This window comes from Micromonospora sp. KC213, assembly GCF_004348325.1.
Classification (GTDB): domain Bacteria; phylum Actinomycetota; class Actinomycetes; order Mycobacteriales; family Micromonosporaceae; genus Micromonospora.
The window spans coordinates 1-15,643 of record NZ_SMKF01000064.1; the positions used below are offsets into that span (position 1 = coordinate 1).

At 72.7% G+C, this 15,643-nt stretch carries 17 protein-coding genes and 1 pseudogene; 14 read left to right on the forward strand and 4 right to left on the reverse strand.

Annotated features, from left to right (window positions below):
* From E1166_RS30955 to E1166_RS15150, 8 genes and pseudogenes are all read left to right on the forward strand, one after another.
* Nucleotides 1-396: pseudogene (locus E1166_RS30955) on the forward strand (hypothetical protein); the annotation flags it as partial.
* Nucleotides 389-1,330 carry a glycosyltransferase family A protein gene (locus E1166_RS32525; protein ID WP_132339458.1) on the forward strand — a complete coding sequence of 314 codons (942 nt, stop codon included), beginning with the start codon at nucleotides 389-391 and terminating at the stop codon, nucleotides 1,328-1,330. The pseudogene E1166_RS30955 and the gene E1166_RS32525, both read left to right, overlap by 8 nt.
* The gene (locus E1166_RS32530) at nucleotides 1,323-2,960 is read left to right on the forward strand and encodes an O-antigen ligase family protein (RefSeq protein WP_279433223.1); all 1,638 of its coding nucleotides are present in this window, start codon (nucleotides 1,323-1,325) and stop codon (nucleotides 2,958-2,960) included. The genes E1166_RS32525 and E1166_RS32530 overlap by 8 nt, the downstream gene beginning before the upstream one ends.
* Nucleotides 2,957-4,507 (forward strand): polysaccharide biosynthesis C-terminal domain-containing protein, encoded by a 1,551-nt coding sequence (locus tag E1166_RS15130; protein ID WP_132339460.1) that lies wholly within the window; start codon nucleotides 2,957-2,959, stop codon nucleotides 4,505-4,507. Before E1166_RS32530 ends, E1166_RS15130 begins: the two co-directional genes overlap by 4 nt.
* Before the next feature lie 13 nt (nucleotides 4,508-4,520).
* On the forward strand, nucleotides 4,521-5,414 hold the full coding sequence (locus E1166_RS15135) for a sulfotransferase domain-containing protein (RefSeq protein ID WP_132339462.1): 894 nt from the start codon (nucleotides 4,521-4,523) through the stop codon (nucleotides 5,412-5,414).
* A 170-nt stretch (nucleotides 5,415-5,584) separates the two neighbouring features.
* Nucleotides 5,585-6,127, forward strand: coding sequence for a class I SAM-dependent methyltransferase (locus E1166_RS15140; RefSeq protein ID WP_347813026.1), 543 nt, complete (start codon nucleotides 5,585-5,587; stop codon nucleotides 6,125-6,127).
* Between the two features lie 116 nt (nucleotides 6,128-6,243).
* The gene (gene aroC / locus E1166_RS15145; RefSeq protein ID WP_132339464.1) at nucleotides 6,244-7,422 is read left to right on the forward strand and encodes a chorismate synthase; all 1,179 of its coding nucleotides are present in this window, start codon (nucleotides 6,244-6,246) and stop codon (nucleotides 7,420-7,422) included.
* 25 nt (nucleotides 7,423-7,447) lie between these two features.
* Nucleotides 7,448-7,957 (forward strand): shikimate kinase, encoded by a 510-nt coding sequence (locus tag E1166_RS15150; RefSeq protein ID WP_132264472.1) that lies wholly within the window; start codon nucleotides 7,448-7,450, stop codon nucleotides 7,955-7,957.
* A gap of 44 nt (nucleotides 7,958-8,001) precedes the next feature.
* On the opposite strand, the gene E1166_RS15155 is transcribed toward E1166_RS15150, so the two are convergent.
* The gene (locus tag E1166_RS15155) at nucleotides 8,002-8,730 is read right to left on the reverse strand and encodes an alpha/beta hydrolase (protein WP_132339466.1); all 729 of its coding nucleotides are present in this window, start codon (nucleotides 8,728-8,730) and stop codon (nucleotides 8,002-8,004) included.
* A gap of 80 nt (nucleotides 8,731-8,810) precedes the next feature.
* Here E1166_RS15155 and E1166_RS15160 point away from each other — a divergent pair, with 80 nt between their 5' ends.
* Nucleotides 8,811-9,776 (forward strand): YafY family protein, encoded by a 966-nt coding sequence (locus E1166_RS15160; protein WP_132339468.1) that lies wholly within the window; start codon nucleotides 8,811-8,813, stop codon nucleotides 9,774-9,776.
* On the opposite strand, the gene E1166_RS15165 is transcribed toward E1166_RS15160, so the two are convergent.
* Both E1166_RS15165 and E1166_RS15170 read right to left on the reverse strand, forming a co-directional pair.
* The gene (locus E1166_RS15165; RefSeq protein ID WP_132339470.1) at nucleotides 9,731-10,507 is read right to left on the reverse strand and encodes a cytochrome c oxidase assembly protein; all 777 of its coding nucleotides are present in this window, start codon (nucleotides 10,505-10,507) and stop codon (nucleotides 9,731-9,733) included. The genes E1166_RS15160 and E1166_RS15165 overlap by 46 nt on opposite strands.
* Nucleotides 10,504-11,028 (reverse strand): DUF2243 domain-containing protein, encoded by a 525-nt coding sequence (locus E1166_RS15170; RefSeq protein WP_132339472.1) that lies wholly within the window; start codon nucleotides 11,026-11,028, stop codon nucleotides 10,504-10,506. Before E1166_RS15170 ends, E1166_RS15165 begins: the two co-directional genes overlap by 4 nt.
* A gap of 162 nt (nucleotides 11,029-11,190) precedes the next feature.
* On the opposite strand from E1166_RS15170, the gene aroB reads away from it, so the two are divergent.
* The 4 genes from aroB to nusB all read left to right on the forward strand — a co-directional run bounded on the left by aroB (nucleotide 11,191) and on the right by nusB (nucleotide 14,093).
* Complete coding sequence (aroB, locus tag E1166_RS15175) at nucleotides 11,191-12,267, forward strand: 3-dehydroquinate synthase (protein WP_132264480.1); 1,077 nt, start codon at nucleotides 11,191-11,193, stop codon at nucleotides 12,265-12,267.
* Nucleotides 12,264-12,704, forward strand: a complete 441-nt coding sequence (gene aroQ / locus E1166_RS15180; RefSeq protein ID WP_132339474.1) for a type II 3-dehydroquinate dehydratase — start codon at nucleotides 12,264-12,266, stop codon at nucleotides 12,702-12,704. Before aroB ends, aroQ begins: the two co-directional genes overlap by 4 nt.
* A gap of 397 nt (nucleotides 12,705-13,101) precedes the next feature.
* Nucleotides 13,102-13,659: an elongation factor P gene (gene efp / locus E1166_RS15185; RefSeq protein WP_132339476.1), complete on the forward strand. Its 558-nt coding sequence runs from the start codon at nucleotides 13,102-13,104 to the stop codon at nucleotides 13,657-13,659.
* A 23-nt stretch (nucleotides 13,660-13,682) separates the two neighbouring features.
* Nucleotides 13,683-14,093 carry a transcription antitermination factor NusB gene (nusB, locus tag E1166_RS15190; RefSeq protein WP_207914248.1) on the forward strand — a complete coding sequence of 137 codons (411 nt, stop codon included), beginning with the start codon at nucleotides 13,683-13,685 and terminating at the stop codon, nucleotides 14,091-14,093.
* Nucleotides 14,094-14,190: 97 nt separating this feature from the next.
* Here the strand turns inward: nusB and E1166_RS15195 are convergent, their stop codons facing one another.
* A complete protein-coding gene (locus E1166_RS15195) occupies nucleotides 14,191-14,679 on the reverse strand; it encodes a helix-turn-helix domain-containing protein (RefSeq protein ID WP_013285505.1) in 489 nt (162 codons plus the stop codon).
* A gap of 287 nt (nucleotides 14,680-14,966) precedes the next feature.
* Between E1166_RS15195 and pyrR the strand changes: the two genes are divergently transcribed.
* Nucleotides 14,967-15,551 (forward strand): bifunctional pyr operon transcriptional regulator/uracil phosphoribosyltransferase PyrR, encoded by a 585-nt coding sequence (gene pyrR / locus E1166_RS15200; RefSeq protein ID WP_132264489.1) that lies wholly within the window; start codon nucleotides 14,967-14,969, stop codon nucleotides 15,549-15,551.
* Nucleotides 15,552-15,643 lie beyond the last annotated feature (92 nt).

A 15,643-nucleotide genomic window follows, 5' to 3' on the forward strand; every position in this document is an offset into this window, starting at 1 on the left:
ATGGTGATCCCGGCGGTCCGCAAGCCCCGCCCGTTCCCCAGCACCCCGGAGACGAACGGGGTGTACCGCTCCACCACGAGCGAGGAGACCCAGCAGATCCCCCGGTCCGCCCCGGCTCCCGGCGGCGCGACCGAGGGGGTGGAGCTGCGCATCGGCCCCGGCAAGGTGCACGTGGTGAGCCTGGACAGCCCGACCTCGCCGGGTCTCACCCTGCTCGACGCGCCGCCGGCGCTGCACGACGAGCGCGGCGTGCGGGCCGCCCGGGAGGGCCGGGCGGTGCTGGTCACCGCCCGCGACATCACCCGTACCCAGCAGTTGACCGAGCTGGTGGATCGACTGCGGGCGGTGGGCGTGGAGCCGTTCGGCTTCGTGGTGACGGGAGCGGGACGTGACTGACCGGCCAGCGGCCGGTGCGGCGTCGGCGTACCCGCCGGTGACCGTGGTGGTGGCCACCCGGGACCGACCCGGGCTGTTGGAGCGCGCCGTCCGGGCGGTGCTCGACCAGGACCATCCCGGCCCGGTGGAATGCGTGGTGGTCTACGACCACACCGACATCCGCCCGCTCGACCTGCCGGTACCGGCCAACCGCACCCTGCGCTACGTCACCAACCACCATTCCCGGGGCCTGCCCGGCGGCCGGAACACCGGCGTCGAGGTGGCCAGTCACGAGCTGATCGCCTTCTGCGACGACGACGACTTCTGGCTGCCGGCCAAACTGCGCCGCCAGGTGCGACTGCTTGCCGAGCGGCCCGACGCCGCCGCGGCCAGCTGCGGCATCCGGCTCGAGGGCCCCGGCATCGCCAAGGAGCGCCGCCTCGCCGCCGCCGAGGTGACCCTGGCCGACTTCGTCGCGGACCGGGTCATGGAGGTGCACTCCAGCACCCTGCTGATCCGCCGTTCCACCTGGGACGCCGTCGGCCCCGTCGACGAGGAGCTGCCCGGCGGCTACGGCGAGGACTACGAGTGGCTGCTGCGGATCGCCGCGCACGGTCCGGTGGTGATCGTGCCGGAGGTGCTGGTGGTGGTGGACTGGCACGGCGGCTCGTTCTTCTTCGGCCGCTGGGCGATGATCGTGGAGGCCACCCGCTATCTGCTCGACAAGCACCCCGAGTTGGCCGCCAGCCGTACCGGGCTGGCCCGGCTGCACGGGCAGATCGCCTTCGCGCTGGCCTCCGGGCGACGCCGCCGGGAGGCGATCCGCGAGCTGGGCCGGGTGCTGCGGCTCAACCCTCGGGAGAAGCGGGTGCTGGTGACCGTGCCCGTGGTGCTCGGGCTGCTCTCCGGGGAGCAGGTGCTGCGGCTGGCCCAGCGGACGGGGCGGGGTGTCTGACCGAGGGCCCGGGACCGCCGCGCCGCCGTCGCCGGGGAGCACCACGCCGGGCACCCGCCGGGTCGCCCCGCCGACGGCCGGCGCGCCGCCGCTGCCCGTCTGGCCGCTGACCGTCATGTTCGCCCTGGTCCCGCTCTGGTGGGCGTTGGGCGCGTTCTATCTGGGCTGGGCGATGCTCGGTGCCGTCCTGCTCGCCCTGCTGGTGGCCCGGGGGCGGGTGGCGCTGCCCGCCGGCGCCGCCTGGTGGCTGGTCTTCCTCGTCCTGGTGCTGCTCAGCGCCACCCGACTGGACCGGGTCACCGCGTACCTCACCTTCGGGCTGCGCTACGGCTTCCTGGTGACCGCCCTGGTGGTCTGCGTCTACGTGTACACCCTGCTCCGGGAGGGTGCACCGTGGGAGCGGGTGCTGCGCCCACTCGGCTGGTACTGGCTGGGTCTCGTCGGGCTGGGCTGGCTGGCCGTGTTCGCCACCGACTTCGCGTTGACCACGCCGGTGGAGATGGCGCTACCGGCCAGCGTCGCCGACGAACGCTACCTCCAGGCGTTGACCCACGTCCGGCTCAACGAGTTCAACCCGTGGTCCCGCACGCCGATCTACCGCACCGCCGCGCCCTACCCCTACACGAACAACTGGGGAACGGCGTACGCGCTGCTGGTGCCGTGTGTGCTGGCGTACCTGACCTCGGTGCGTACCGGCCGGTTCCGGACGGTGCTGTGGGTGTCGCTGCCGCTGTCGGTGGTGCCGGCGTTCCTGACCCTCAACCGGGGCATGTTCGTCGGTCTCGGCGCCGGCCTGCTCTACCTGGCGCTGCGCGCCCTGGTCCGGGGCAACGCCCGGCTGATCGTGTCGATCGCCGGGCTGGTGCTGCTGGTCTGGATCGTCAGCCTGGTGGTGCCCGTCCAAGAGATGATCAACGCCCGGGTGAGCACCACCGACACCAACATCGACCGGCTGGACCTGTACGTGCGCACCTGGCAGGCGGTGCAGCAGTCACCACTGCTCGGCTACGGCGCGCCGAAGAGCGTGGACACCACCCTGGCCGCCGAACCGCTGGGCACCCAGGGCCTGATCTGGCAGATCCTCTACAGCCACGGCATCCCGGCGCTGGTGCTCTTCCTCGGCTGGCTGGTGCTGGTCGCCCGGCGACTGGCCGCGGCGGTCTCGCCGGCCGGGCACTGGTTGAGCACCGTGCCGGTGATCGCGCTGGTGGTGATCCCCGTCTACGCGTACATCGACCCGAACCTGTCGATCATCTTCTTCGCCGTCGGCGCCGGGCTGGCCGCCGTCGCCGGGCCGGTCAACCGGGCTTCGGTCGGCCCGTCCAGCATGGCCCGGCCGGTGCCGCTGACCCCGTGGCGTACCCGCAGCATCGGCCGCGCCGCCGTGCCGGCGGGGCCGAGGCGGGCGACCGGGATCGCCGCCGTCCCGCTGCGCACCGCGGTCCGCGCGGTCCGCCGGGTGACCGGCGCGCCCGAGCAGGCCCCCGCGCCCGATCCGATGCCCGCGCCCGATCCGACCCCCGCCATCCCGTCGCCGTCCCGGCCCGCCGAGGACACCCCCGGTCCGTCCGGGCCGGCACCCGCGTCACAGCCCGGCAGCGGGGCCTCACCCGGGGCAGGGGCGACATGACCGCCGGGGGTACGCCGACCACGGCCGTCCCCACTGCAGGCTCGGCGAGCGGTGACCGCGAGGTACGGCGCAGTACCCGCAACGGCCTGGTCGGGCTCGCCGGGGCCGCCGTCAACGGCCTGCTCGGCTTCCTGCTCACCGTGGTGATCGTCCACGGGCTGGGGCCGGCCGGCTCGGGCGCGATGTTCACCGCGATCGGTGTGGTGGCCATCATGGGGGTGCTCTGCTGTGCCGGCGCGGACACCGCGCTGGTCTGGATGCTGCCCCGGCGTACCCCCGGTCCGGACGGGGACGCGGCCCGGCTGCTGACGGTGGCTCTGGCCCCGACGCTGCTGCTCGCCCTCGTCGTGGCGGCCACCGGCATTGCCTGCGCCGGGATGCTCGCACTGGTGTTCTTCGACGCCGGGACGGCCGACGGCGACAATCTGCTCCGGCTCGCCTTCGGCAGTCTGCCCGTCGTGGTCGCGATGACCGTGCTGCTCGCTGCCGTACGGGCGGTTCGCCCGGTCGCCGCACTGGTGGCCGTGCAGTACGTGCTCGTCCCGGCGGCCCGCCCGGCCCTGGTGCTGGCCGCGCTTGCCGCCGGCGCGGGAGCGGCCGTCGCCTTCGCTGGCTGGCTGACTCCGGTGGCGCTGGCCGTGCTGGCCGGCGTGGCGCTGCTGCTGCGTCCGCTCGGCCTGACCGCCGGAGCACGGCTGCGCCCGATCCGCGAGGACTGGCGGAGGTTGTGGGGCTTCGCCCTGCCCCGGGCCGCCTCCGCCACCATCGACGCCAGCAGCATGTGGTTGACGGTTTTGCTCACGGCCGCGCTCGCCGATCAGAGCGAGGCCGGTCTGATCGGCGCCGTGGGTCGGTACGCCCTGGCCGGCCTGCTAATCATGCAGGGTCTGCGGGTGGCCGTCGCGCCGCAGCTGTCCCGGTTGCTCGGCCAGGGCCGCACCGCCGAGGCGGTGGCCGTCTACCGGCGGACCACCTCGGTGATCATTGCACTCTCCTGGCCGGGCTACCTGCTGCTGGCGTTCTTCGCGCCGGGCTTCCTGCGGTTGTTCGGCGCGGAGTTCACCACCGGTGCCACCGCGATGGTGATACTCGCCGGGGCGATGATGGTCAACTCCGGTACCGGGATCGTGCAGACGCTGCTGCTGATGAGCGGGAGCAGCGGGCAACACCTGCTGGCCGCCGCCACCGGCCTGCTGCTCAACGTCGGCCTCGCCGTGGCGCTGATCCCCGCGTACGGTGCGCTGGGCGCGGCCGTGGCGTGGACCGCCGGGATCGTGGCGGAGAACCTGCTCGCCACCCTCGCCGCCCGCCGGGTGGTGGGTGCGGCGCTGGTCACCCGAACGGTGCTGGTCACCGCCGGGATTGCCGGCACCGGCACCGCCGTGCTGGCCGGGGCGGTGGTGGCGGTCGCCGGCCGCGGCGTGATCGGGCTGGCCTTGACCCTCGGGGCGATGGCGCTGCTCGCCGCCGTACCCCTGCTGCACCCATGGATACGCCGACAGGCACGCGCGGCGGCGCCCGCACTGTTGGGTCGGGGGCCGCTATGACGAGGAGGACGCGATGACGACGCTGCGGGACCGGGTCAAAGCGCTGGTGCCGACACCGGTGGTGACCGGGGTGCGGCACTCCCTGGTCCGGTACGGAGAACACACCAGCCACCGGCGTCCGCTGCCAGACTTTCTCATCATCGGCACCAAGCGCGGCGGCACCACCTCGCTCTGGCGCTACCTGCTGGCGCACCCGCTGGTGCCCCGGCTCTTCCCGGCCTGGAACACTAAGACGTCGCACTACTTCGAGGACACCTACACCCGGGGCGAGGCCTGGTACCGGTCGCACTTCCCGACCGTGCGGCAGCGGCAGGCACTGGAACACCGGCACGGTGGGCCGACCCGGGTGGGCGAGGCAGCACCGCTCTACATGTTCCACCCGCTCGCCCCGCAGCGGGTGGCCGGGCTGATCCCGTCGGTGAAGCTGATCGTGCTGTTGCGCGATCCGGTGGAGCGGGCGTACTCGCACTGGAAGGAACGGCGTACCGAGGGCGTCGAGCCGTTGGGCTTCGCCGCCGCGCTTGACGCCGAGGAGGAACGCACGGCGGGGGAGCGGGAGAGGTTGGTCGCGGACCCGACGTACGTGAGTAACGCTTACGACTGGTACAGCTACCGTGCTCGGGGCCGCTATCTGGAGCACCTGGAACCCTGGTTGGACCGCTTCGACCGGGAACAGTTGCTGATCCTGCCGAGCGAGACGCTGTACCGGGAGCCGGCCGCCACCTACGGCCGGGTGCTGGACTTCCTCGGCCTGCCTCCGTACCAGCTCGACCGGTATGAGGTGTTCAACGACCGGCGCAGCAGCGCCATGGATCCGGCCGTACGGGGCGAGCTGACCCGCTACTACGCCCCGTACAACGACGCCCTCGCCACCCGGCTGGGCATGACCTTCGACTGGGGGAGCTGACCGTGGCGAGCGGAAGCGGAACGAACGACGAGAGCGCTCCCGCGCACCGGAGCCGGGGGCCGCTGCACGCGGTGCGATTTCGACTGGTCGACGCCCCGGACTCGTACGGCGCGAAGCGCCGGGCGAAGCGGGCGCTGTGGCTGTCGGAGACCTTCCCGGAGCTGGCCGAGATGTCCGTGCTTGACCTGGGTGGCCGGGTGAACAGCTGGACCAAGGTGCCGGTACGGCCGAAGCACGTGCACGTGGTGAACCTGGAACCGCTGCCGGCGGAACTGCCCGACGGGATGGAGGCCGATCACGCCGACGCGTGCGAGTTGCCCCCGTCGATCCTGTCCCGCCGCTACGACCTGGTGTTCAGCAACAGTGTGTTGGAGCACGTGGGCGGGCACGAACGTCGGCGGCGGATGGCTGAGGCGATCCGCGAACTGGCGCCCCGGCACTGGGTGCAGACCCCGTACCGGTATTTTCCGGTCGAGCCGCACTGGGTGGCGCCCGGCATGCAATTCCTGCCGGTGCCGGCCCGGGTGGCGGTGGCCCGGAAGTGGCCGTTGGCGTACACGCCCGGCAAGTCCTGGGACGCCGCCATGAAGCAGGTGCTCACCACCGAGCTGATCGGCCGCGCCGAGATGCGCTACCTGTTTCCGGACTCGATGATTCGGGCGGAGCGGATGCTCGGCCTCACCAAATCGCTCATCGCGGTCCGGACTGCCTGAGTATCTCGGACTGCCCGCGCATCAACGTCCGGCCACTGACGTCTGGCATCGTCCGCTGGGCGGGACACGGCAGGCGGCACGCCGGGCCGCGCGACCGGCGTGACAGACTGACCGTCGTGTTGCGCTGGCTGACTGCAGGTGAATCGCATGGTCCCGCCCTCGTCGCGTTGCTGGAGGGGGTGCCCGCCGGGGTGGCGGTGACCTCCGCCGACATCGCCGGCGAGCTGGCCCGTCGCCGGCTCGGCTACGGCCGGGGCGCGCGGATGGCGTTCGAGCAGGACGAGATCGAGATCATCGGTGGCCTGCGGCACGGCGTCACGCTGGGCAGCCCGGTGGCGATCCGGGTCGGCAACTCGGAGTGGCCGAAGTGGCAGACCGTGATGGCCGCCGACCCGGTCGACCCCGAGGAATTGGCCCGGCAGGCCCGCAACGCGCCGCTGACCCGGCCCCGGCCGGGCCACGCCGACCTCGCCGGCATGCAGAAGTACGGCCACACCGACGCCCGGCCGATCCTGGAGCGGGCCAGCGCGCGGGAGACCGCCGCCCGGGTGGCCGTCGGCACGGTGGCGAAGGCGCTGGTGAAGCAGGCTCTCGGCATCGAGATCGTGTCGCACGTGGTGGAGCTGGGCTCGGTCGCCGCCAAGCCGGGCCTGCGGCCCACCCCGGAGGACGCCGCCCGGATCGACGCCGACCCGCTACGCTGCCTCGACCCGGAGGCCAGCGCCCGGATGGTCGCCGAGGTCGACGCCGCGAAGAAGGACGCCGACACCCTCGGCGGCGTGGTCGAGGTGCTGGCGTACGGGGTGCCGCCGGGTCTGGGCAGCCACGTGCAGTGGGACCGCAAGCTCGATGCCCGGCTGGCCACCGCGCTGATGTCCATCCAGGCGATCAAGGGTGTGGAGATCGGTGACGGCTGGCAGCAGGCCCGCTCTCGCGGTTCCGCGGCGCACGACGAGATCATCCCGAGCGCGACCGGGGTCCGCCGGGTCACCGACCGGGCCGGTGGCCTGGAGGGCGGCATCACCACCGGCGAGCCGCTGCGGGTGAAGGCGGCGATGAAGCCGATCTCCTCGCTGAACCGGGCCCTGGCGACGGTGGACGTGACCACCGGCGAGCCGGCCACCGCGATCAACCAGCGTTCCGACGTGTGTGCGGTGCCCGCCGCGGCGGTGGTCGCCGAGGCGATGGTGGCGCTGGTGCTCGCCGAGGCGGCCACCGAGAAGTTCGGTGGTGACTCGGTGGCCGAGATCCGCCGCAACCTGGCCGGCTACCTCGACGCCCTGGTGATCCGGTGAGCACCGGACGGCGGAGCGTGGCCCGGTGAGTGCGAAGCCGGTCTGTGTGTTGGTCGGGGCTCCCGGCTCCGGCAAGACCACCGTGGGCGAGGAGTTGGCGGCCCGGCTCACGGTGACCTTCCGGGACACCGACGCCGACATCGAGGCGATGGCCGGCAAGCCGATCCCGGAGATCTTCATCGACGAGGGGGAGGCGCACTTCCGTACCCTCGAACGGGCGGCGGTGGCGGCGGCGCTGGCCTCGCACGACGGGGTGCTCGCCCTGGGTGGCGGCGCGATCCTCGCCGAGGAGAACCGCGCCGCGCTGGTCGGGCACACGGTCGTGCACCTGTCGGTGGAGTTGTCCGACGCGGTGCGGCGGGTCGGGCTCGGCGCGGGTCGGCCGCTGCTCGCGGTGAACCCCCGGGCCACCCTCAAGCACCTGATGGACCAGCGCCGCCCGCTCTACGCGCAGGTGGCGACCGCGACCGTGGTCACCGACGGGCGTACCCCGGAGGAGATCGCCGCCGAGATCGCCGGCCTGCTCAAGCCCTGACCGGGGCCTGGCCGGTTCGGGAGACGGAGCCGAGCCCTGCCCGGTCAGCCGGCGGCGATGGTGTCCAGCACGTCGGCGAGCGCCTTGGGCTCGCTCAGCATCGGCCAGTGACCGGTGGGCAGCCCGTGCAGCTCGGCGCCGGCGAGCCCGGCGAAGAACGGATGCCCCTCGGCGATCATCGTCCGGGCCATCTCCACCGGGAGGGTGCACGCCACCAGCGCGGTCGGCACCTGTCGCCCGCCCGTGCGTCGCACCGCGTCGGTGGCGGCGCGCAGCGGCTGCGGGGTGGACCGGCGGCGCAGCAGCGCCAGCGCGGACTCGTCCAGGCCGGCCAGGTTCTCCGGGGCGTCGGCCGGGTTCCAGGCCGGCGGCGGCAGCAGGTGTCCGTCGCCGATCAGCCGCCGCAGCCTCTTCTGCTCCTCGGGCGGGTTGGTGTCGAACTGGGCCACGCCGTCGGGCAGCGGTCCGCTGTCGACGTAGACCACCCGGGCGAGCCGGTCGGGGAGGCGGTCGGCCGCCTGGGTCACCGGCATCCCGCCGCCGGAGTGCCCGACCAGGATCACGTCGTGCAGTTCCTCCGTCTCGACCAGCGCGGTGATGTCACGGGTGTGCGTCTCCAGGCTGACCTCCGGGCCGGCCAGGTGTGCCCGCTCGGCGACCCCGGTCAGCGTCAGCGGGTACACCTCGTGGCCGCGTCGGCGCAGCTCACCGGTCGCCTCCCGCCATGCCCAGGCACCCAGCCAGAACCCCGGAACCAGCACGAACGTCGCCATCTCGATCTCCCTCGTCTCGGATTCGGGATCACCGTAGACTGCATTCCGGACGGTTTCCGCCCGGTATTGGAGAGTGGCCGGTGTCACATCCCGCAGGTCGAGTGCTCGCCATGCTGGAGCTGCTCCAGAGCCACCACCGGCTCACCGGCACCGAACTCGCCACCCACCTGCGCGTCGATGAACGCACCGTGCGCCGGTACGCCGCCACCCTGGCCGACCTGGGCATTCCGGTCGCCGCCGAACGCGGCCGGTACGGCGGCTACCGGCTGCGCCCCGGCTACAAGCTGCCTCCGCTGATGCTCACCGACGACGAGGCCGTCGCGGTGCTGCTCGGCCTGGTCGCGGCCGACCGGCTGGGCCTGGGCACCGAGGAGTCCGCCACCGCCACCGCGCTGGCCAAGATCCGCCGGGTGCTGCCGGCCGCGCTCGCCGACCGGCTCGCGGCCGTACGGGAACACCTCGGTTTCACCCTGCGCGACCCCGACCCGACCGCCCGACCGGCCACCGGCACGCTGCTTGCCCTCGGCACGGCCGTCCGGCAGCGCCGCCGCGTCACCCTGGACCACCGCTCCTGGTCCGGCGGGGCCTCCCGCCGGGAACTCGACCCGTACGGGCTGGTCTTCCACGCCGGCCGCTGGTACGTCACCGGCCACGACCACCTCCGTGACGAGGTGCGCATCTTTCGGCTGGACCGGATCGGCACGGTCACCACCGAGGCGGCGACGTTCACCGTGCCCGACGGCTTCGACCCGGTGGCCCAGGTGACCCGTTCCCTGGCCGGCGTGCCCTACGCGCACGCCGTCGAGGTGCTGCTGGAGACCGACCTGCCGGCCGCCCGGCGTCGGATCCCGCCCGGCGTGGCCTCGTTGACCGAGACCGACGGTGGGGTGCTGCTGCGGACCCGGGTCGACCGGCTGGACGGGATGGCCCAGCTGCTCGCCGGGCTCGGCTGGCCGTTCACCGTGCGGCGGCCGGCCGCGCTGCGCGACGCCGTACGCGCTCACGCCGGCCGGCTGGTGAGCTGGGCGGACCGCACCCCGGGGTGAACCCGTGCGGGCCGCCAGGTCACCAGCACCGCCAGCGCGAGCAGGAGTTCGGCGAGGTCGCCGACGTAGTACATCAGGGTCGCAGCCGTGCGGGTCTGCGCCACCGTGGCCGCGGTGTCGACCAGCCCGGCGTACATCAGGTGGGCCAGCGCGGCGTGCGCGGCCACCGAGACGCCCAGCACGACCAGCCGGAGCGGCACCGCCGGCCGGTGCGGGCCCGGGTCGGGACCGGCGATCGCCCAGGTGAACAGGTATCCGCTGGCCAGGAAGTGGGCCAGCACCAGCGTGTGCAGCGGCGGGTGGTCCAGGCTGGCCCGGTACAGCGGGGTCAGGTGCAGCGCGTACAGCCCGCCGGCGGTGAGCAGCAGCCCGGTCACCGGGTGGGCCACCACCCGTGCGACCGGGTGGCGCAGCGCCCGGACGAGCGCCCGGCCGCGTCGCCGGTCCAGCACCCGCAGGGCGAGGGTCCCGGGTGCGCCGAGCACCAGCCCGAGCGGTGCCAGCATGCCGACCAGCAGGTGCCGCCACATGTGCCCGACCAGATCGTGGCCGGGCACCAGCACCGCCACCGCGAGCAGCGCGGTGCCCGCGCCGAAACTCGCCGTCCGCCAGTGGCTCCAGCCGCCGCGTCCGGCGTCGCGTTCGCGCAGCGCGGCGGCCAGGTACACCCAGAAAACCACCAGCGGTACGAGCAGCAGCGGCCAGACGGTGGCCCCGTGGTGCCCGTTCATCGCCGGTCGGGTGCGCAGAGGTCGACGGTGCTGGCCCGCCGCTGCACCGCCCAGCCCACCGCCACCAGGGCGACGCCGAGCAGTAGGAAGCCGAGGTCCCAGGCGGTCTGGTGCGGTCCGCCGCGGACGTGGTGGATGCCGAGCAGGTGGTGGTTGACGATCCCCTCGACGAGATTGAACAGACCCCATCCGACCAGGGCCCATCCCCACAGCGTCGGGGAGCGCCAGAGCCGGCCCCGGGAGCGGGTGACCCGGGCGTAGAGCAGGGCCAGCCCGGTGAGCACCGCGACCCAGGTCACCACGTGGAACAGCCCGTCCCAGAGCGTGTTCATCTGCAGACCGGGCACGGTGTCCACCGGGTACGCCGGCACTCCGATGGTGTCGTCGCCGGTGCTGCTGAGCATGTGGTGCCACTGGAGCACCTGGTGCAGGACGATGCCGTCGACGAACCCGCCGAGGCCGACGCCGAGGATGATCGCGGGCAGCCGGATGTCGGTGGCGTTGATCCTGGTGCTGGTCATGGGGGTCCTCCCCGTCGTGTGGTCCGGTCCCGTTCCGCCCTGCCCCGGTGCTCACCGGTGAAACGTCCCCGCCGTCACCGCCGTCACGATCGCCGTCATCGCGGGCGCCACCAGATGGACGGCTGCCCGGCCGGCGCCGGGTTCTGCACTAGGCTCGCGGCGATGGACGAGGTGACCCGGATTCCGGTCGGCGGCGAGCGGCCGTACGACGTACTGGTCGGACGTGACCTGCTGGGCGAGCTGCCCGGTCTGCTACCCGGCGCGAGCCGGGTGGCGGTGCTGCACGCGCCGCCGCTGAAGGAACTGGCCGACGGGCTGGCCGAGCGGCTCGGGGCGGCCGGCGTGAGCCCGCTGCTGGTCGAGGTGCCCGACGCCGAGGCGGGCAAGCGGATCGAGGTGGCCGCCGACTGCTGGGAGCGGCTGGGCGCGGCCGGCTTCACCCGTACCGACGCGGTGGTCGGTGTGGGCGGCGGCGCGGTGACGGACCTGGCCGGCTTCGTCGCGGCCTGCTGGCTGCGCGGGGTGCGCTGGGTGCCGGTGGCGACCTCTCTTCTGGGCATGGTCGACGCCGCCGTGGGCGGCAAGACCGGGGTGAACACGGCCGCCGGCAAGAACCTGGTCGGTGCCTTCCATCCGCCGGCCGGGGTGCTGGCCGACCTGGCCACCCTGGACAGCCTCCCCGCGGCCGACCTGGCCGCCGGGTTGGCCGAGGTGGTCAAGTGTGGCTTCATCGCCGATCCGGTGATCCTCGACCTGGTCGAGGGCGACCCGTCGGCCGCCACCGACCCGGCCGGGCCGGTGGTCCGCGAGCTGATCGAGCGGGCGATCCGGGTCAAGGCCGACGTGGTCTCCGGTGACCTGCGCGAGTCGGGGGTGCGGGAGGTGCTCAACTACGGGCACACCCTGGCGCACGCGATCGAGAAGGTGGAGGACTACCGCTGGCGGCACGGGCACGCCGTGTCGGTGGGCACCGTCTACGCCGGCACGCTGGCCCGGCTGGCCGGACGGTTGGACGCGGCGACCGCCGAGCGGCACCGCACCGTCCTGGCCGCGCTGGGCCTGCCCACCGGCTATGCGGCGGACGCCTGGCCGGCGCTGCTGGCCGCGATGCGGGTCGACAAGAAGACCCGGGGCTCCACCCTGCGGTTCGTGGTGCTCGACGGCTTGGCCCGGCCGGCGATCCTGGAGGGACCGGACGACGAGCTGCTGCACGCCGCGTACCGGGAGATCTCCGCATGAGGGTGTACGTGCTCAACGGCCCCAACCTGGGCAGGTTGGGTACCCGACAGGTGAACGTGTACGGCGTGACCAGCTACGCCGATCTGGTGGATCTCTGCGTGGAAACCGGTCGGGAGCTGGGGCTGGACGTCACGGTCCGGCAGACCGACGCCGAGCACGAGCTGGTCGGCTGGCTGCACGAGGCCGCCGACGAGGGTGCGGCGGTGGTGCTCAACCCGGCGGCCTGGTCGCACTACTCCATCGCGGTGCGGGACGCCTGCGCCATGGTGCGCGGCCCTCTGGTCGAGGTGCACATTTCCAATATCCATGCCCGGGAGGAGTTCCGGCACCACTCGGTGGTCTCCGCGGTGGCGACCGGGGTGATCTGTGGTCTCGGGGTGGACGGCTACCGGCTCGCCCTGCGCCATCTGGCCGACCGCTCCGTCCCGCAGTCCTGACCCGCTGGCGGCCCACCGCGTCCACCGGTGACGAACGTTACCGCCAGTGTTCTTACTCACCGTGACGTGGCTGGTGACCCGGCCGCTCCTGGGGTCCGCGCTCTGCTCTGCTGCCACCTCCCCAACACCGGTGTGAACTGCTGTAACGCTGAAGGCTGCGCGAGCGGTCGGGGTGCCGCTCGAAACGCAGCGTGACCGTCGCGTGGGTGGCAGCAGAGCAAAGGGTCCGGCCCATGGCTGGCGGTCGCGGCGGGCGTATGGCCGAGGACGATGGGGCGGGGGTGTGCTCCGTCCCAGCGACCCGGACGTCCGCGCAGCGGGTGACGGCACCGTCGCCGGTGTGGCGCAGCTAGTAGACTTTCCAGGTCTGTCCGCCAATTGATGATCAAGGCAGGAAATGGCCACCACCAACGACCTGAAGAACGGCCTGGTACTCAACCTCGACGGGGAGCTCTGGTCCGTCGTCGAGTTCCAGCACGTCAAGCCCGGTAAGGGGGGCGCCTTCGTGCGTACCACCCTGAAGAACGTGCTGTCCGGCAAGGTGGTCGACAAGACCTTCAACGCGGGCACCAAGGTCGAGACCGCGACCGTCGACAAGCGCACCATGCAGTACCTCTACGCCGACGGCGAGGACTACGTCTTCATGGACCTGGAGACGTTCGACCAGATCACCGTCCCCGACAGCACGGTCGGCGACGCCGCGAACTACCTGCTTCCCGAGGCGGAGGCGACCGTGGCCACCCACGAGGGCGTGCCGCTCTACGTCGAGCTGCCCACCTCCGTCGTGCTGGAGGTCACCTACACCGAGCCGGGCCTGCAGGGTGACCGGTCGACCGGCGGCAACAAGCCGGCCACCGTCGAGACCGGCGCCAGCGTCCAGGTGCCGCTCTTCATCACCACCGGCGAGAAGATCAAGGTCGACACCCGCGACGGCCGCTACCTCGGCCGAGCCTGATGGCCGAGGGTCCGAAACAGCAGATGCCGGCGCGCCGCAAGGCGCGTAAGCGGGCGTTGGACGTGCTCTTCGAGGCCGACCTGCGGAACCGCCCTCCCGTCGAGGTGCTCGCCGGGTACGTCGAGCGGATCGAGAAGCCCCGGCCGGAGCACCTGGACTACGCGGTCGGCCTGGTCGAGGGGGTGGCCGCGCACCTCGACCGGATCGACGAGATTATCGCCAGCTACGCCGAGGGCTGGACGCTGGACCGGATGCCGGTGGTCGACCGCAACCTGGCCCGGATCGCCGTCTACGAGCTGCTCTACGTCGACGAGATCGACGACGCGGTGGCCATCAGCGAGGCGGTCGAGCTGGCCCGGCAGATGTCGACCGACGACTCGCCGCGCTTCCTCAACGGCGTGCTGGGCCGGATCGCCGAGTACGCGACCCGCTGACCGAGGGTCTGCGCCGACCGGCGTACCGGCTGCTCGCGGTGGCGACGACGGAAAGGGCCCGTGCCGGACGGCACGGGCCCTTTCACGGCACGACAGCTCAGGACGCGAAGAACGCCCGCGGGTCGGCGACCAGCACACCGTGCTCGGTGAGCCGCTCGATCAGGCCCGACGGCGAGGCGTCGTAGACGATGGCGAGGGCCCGCAGGTCGTCGGCGCGGATGGAGAGCACCCGGCCGTTGTAGTCGCCGCGCTGCTGCTGGATGGCGCGGGCGTACCGGGCGACGTAGGCCAGGTCCTCGGAGGCCTCGTCGTAGAGCCGCTCCAGGTCCAGGACGATCTTACTGGTGGGTTCGTGGCGCACCCCGCTGCCGTCGGGCAGCAACTCCGAGACGGGAACGCGGTAGAAGTCAGCCAGCTCGGCCAGGCGGGAGACGGTGACGGCGCGGTCGCCGCGCTCGTACGAGCCGACCACCACGGCCTTCCACCGCCCGTTCGACTTCTCCTCCACCCCCTGCAGGGACAGACCCTGCTGTTGACGGATGGAGCGCAGGCGGGCGCCCAGCGACTTGGCGTATTCAGAGGGCATTCGGACACTCCCAGTGCTGCTACGGGGGTTCTCCCAGCTATCGCTACGGAGCGTGACGGTACGGGGATTGCGACACGTGGTCAAGTGGTGGTGTCCTTCCCGTTGGCGGGCGCGGGGAAAGTTATCCGCATTTGGTCGTCCTGATCCGGGGGTCAGTGGGTGCCCGGTGGCCCCCTGCGTGACCGCTGGTAACGTGGCGTGAGACCTCGGCCCAGCTCACCGAGCCGGGCGGAGGCGCCAGACGTCCTTTAACGACCCGTCCCGTGAGGCGGGGAAGGAGGTCCGCCGTGGCCTGCCCACCGGCTGCCCAACCGTCACCACTTCCACAACCCTCGGTGAAGGTGATCCTCACCAGCGCCGAGGTGCAACGCGTCGTCGACCGGATCGCCCACCAGATCCTGGAGAAGACCCAGGGCGCCGCCGACACCGTCCTGCTCGGCATCCCCACCCGGGGCACCCCGCTCGCCCGGCGGCTCGCCGCCCGGATCAGCACCTTCGAGGACATCGACGTTCCGGTCGGCGTGCTCGACATCACCCTCTACCGCGACGACCTGCGCCGGCACGCCACGCGCGCGGTCGGCCCCACCCAGCTGCCGCCGGGCGGCATCGACGGCAAGCGGGTCGTCCTCGTCGACGACGTGCTCTTCTCCGGCCGTACCGTCCGGGCCGCGCTCGACGCGCTGGGCGATGTCGGCCGCCCCGCCTCCGTGCAACTCGCCGTCCTGGTCGACCGGGGCCACCGCCAGCTGCCGATCCGCGCCGACTACGTCGGCAAGAACATCCCGACGTCACTCGTCGAGAGCGTGAAGGTCACCCTCGTCGAGACCGACGGCGTCGACGAGGTCAAGCTCTACGGGGGTGCCAACCGGTGAGCGCGAGGAGTGCAGCGGAGCGGAGCCCCGCAGTCGCGAACGAAAGGTTGGCTCCGGTGAGCGCGAGGAGTGCAGCGGAGCGGAGCCCCGCA

What these genes read in the sequence shown, in the direction of transcription:
- efp (WP_132339476.1), top strand. Translation starts at nt 13,102, where the DNA reads ATGGCCACCACCAACGACCTGAAGAACGGCCTGGTACTCAACCTCGAC.
- nusB (WP_207914248.1), top strand. Translation starts at nt 13,683, where the DNA reads ATGCCGGCGCGCCGCAAGGCGCGTAAGCGGGCGTTGGACGTGCTCTTC.
- E1166_RS15195 (WP_013285505.1), bottom strand. Translation starts at nt 14,679, where the DNA reads ATGCCCTCTGAATACGCCAAGTCGCTGGGCGCCCGCCTGCGCTCCATC.
- aroB (WP_132264480.1), top strand. Translation starts at nt 11,191, where the DNA reads ATGGACGAGGTGACCCGGATTCCGGTCGGCGGCGAGCGGCCGTACGAC.
- E1166_RS15130 (WP_132339460.1), top strand. Translation starts at nt 2,957, where the DNA reads ATGACCGCCGGGGGTACGCCGACCACGGCCGTCCCCACTGCAGGCTCG.
- E1166_RS15165 (WP_132339470.1), bottom strand. Translation starts at nt 10,507, where the DNA reads ATGAACGGGCACCACGGGGCCACCGTCTGGCCGCTGCTGCTCGTACCG.
- aroQ (WP_132339474.1), top strand. Translation starts at nt 12,264, where the DNA reads ATGAGGGTGTACGTGCTCAACGGCCCCAACCTGGGCAGGTTGGGTACC.
- E1166_RS15135 (WP_132339462.1), top strand. Translation starts at nt 4,521, where the DNA reads ATGACGACGCTGCGGGACCGGGTCAAAGCGCTGGTGCCGACACCGGTG.
- E1166_RS15170 (WP_132339472.1), bottom strand. Translation starts at nt 11,028, where the DNA reads ATGACCAGCACCAGGATCAACGCCACCGACATCCGGCTGCCCGCGATC.
- E1166_RS15155 (WP_132339466.1), bottom strand. Translation starts at nt 8,730, where the DNA reads ATGGCGACGTTCGTGCTGGTTCCGGGGTTCTGGCTGGGTGCCTGGGCA.
- E1166_RS15140 (WP_347813026.1), top strand. Translation starts at nt 5,585, where the DNA reads ATGTCCGTGCTTGACCTGGGTGGCCGGGTGAACAGCTGGACCAAGGTG.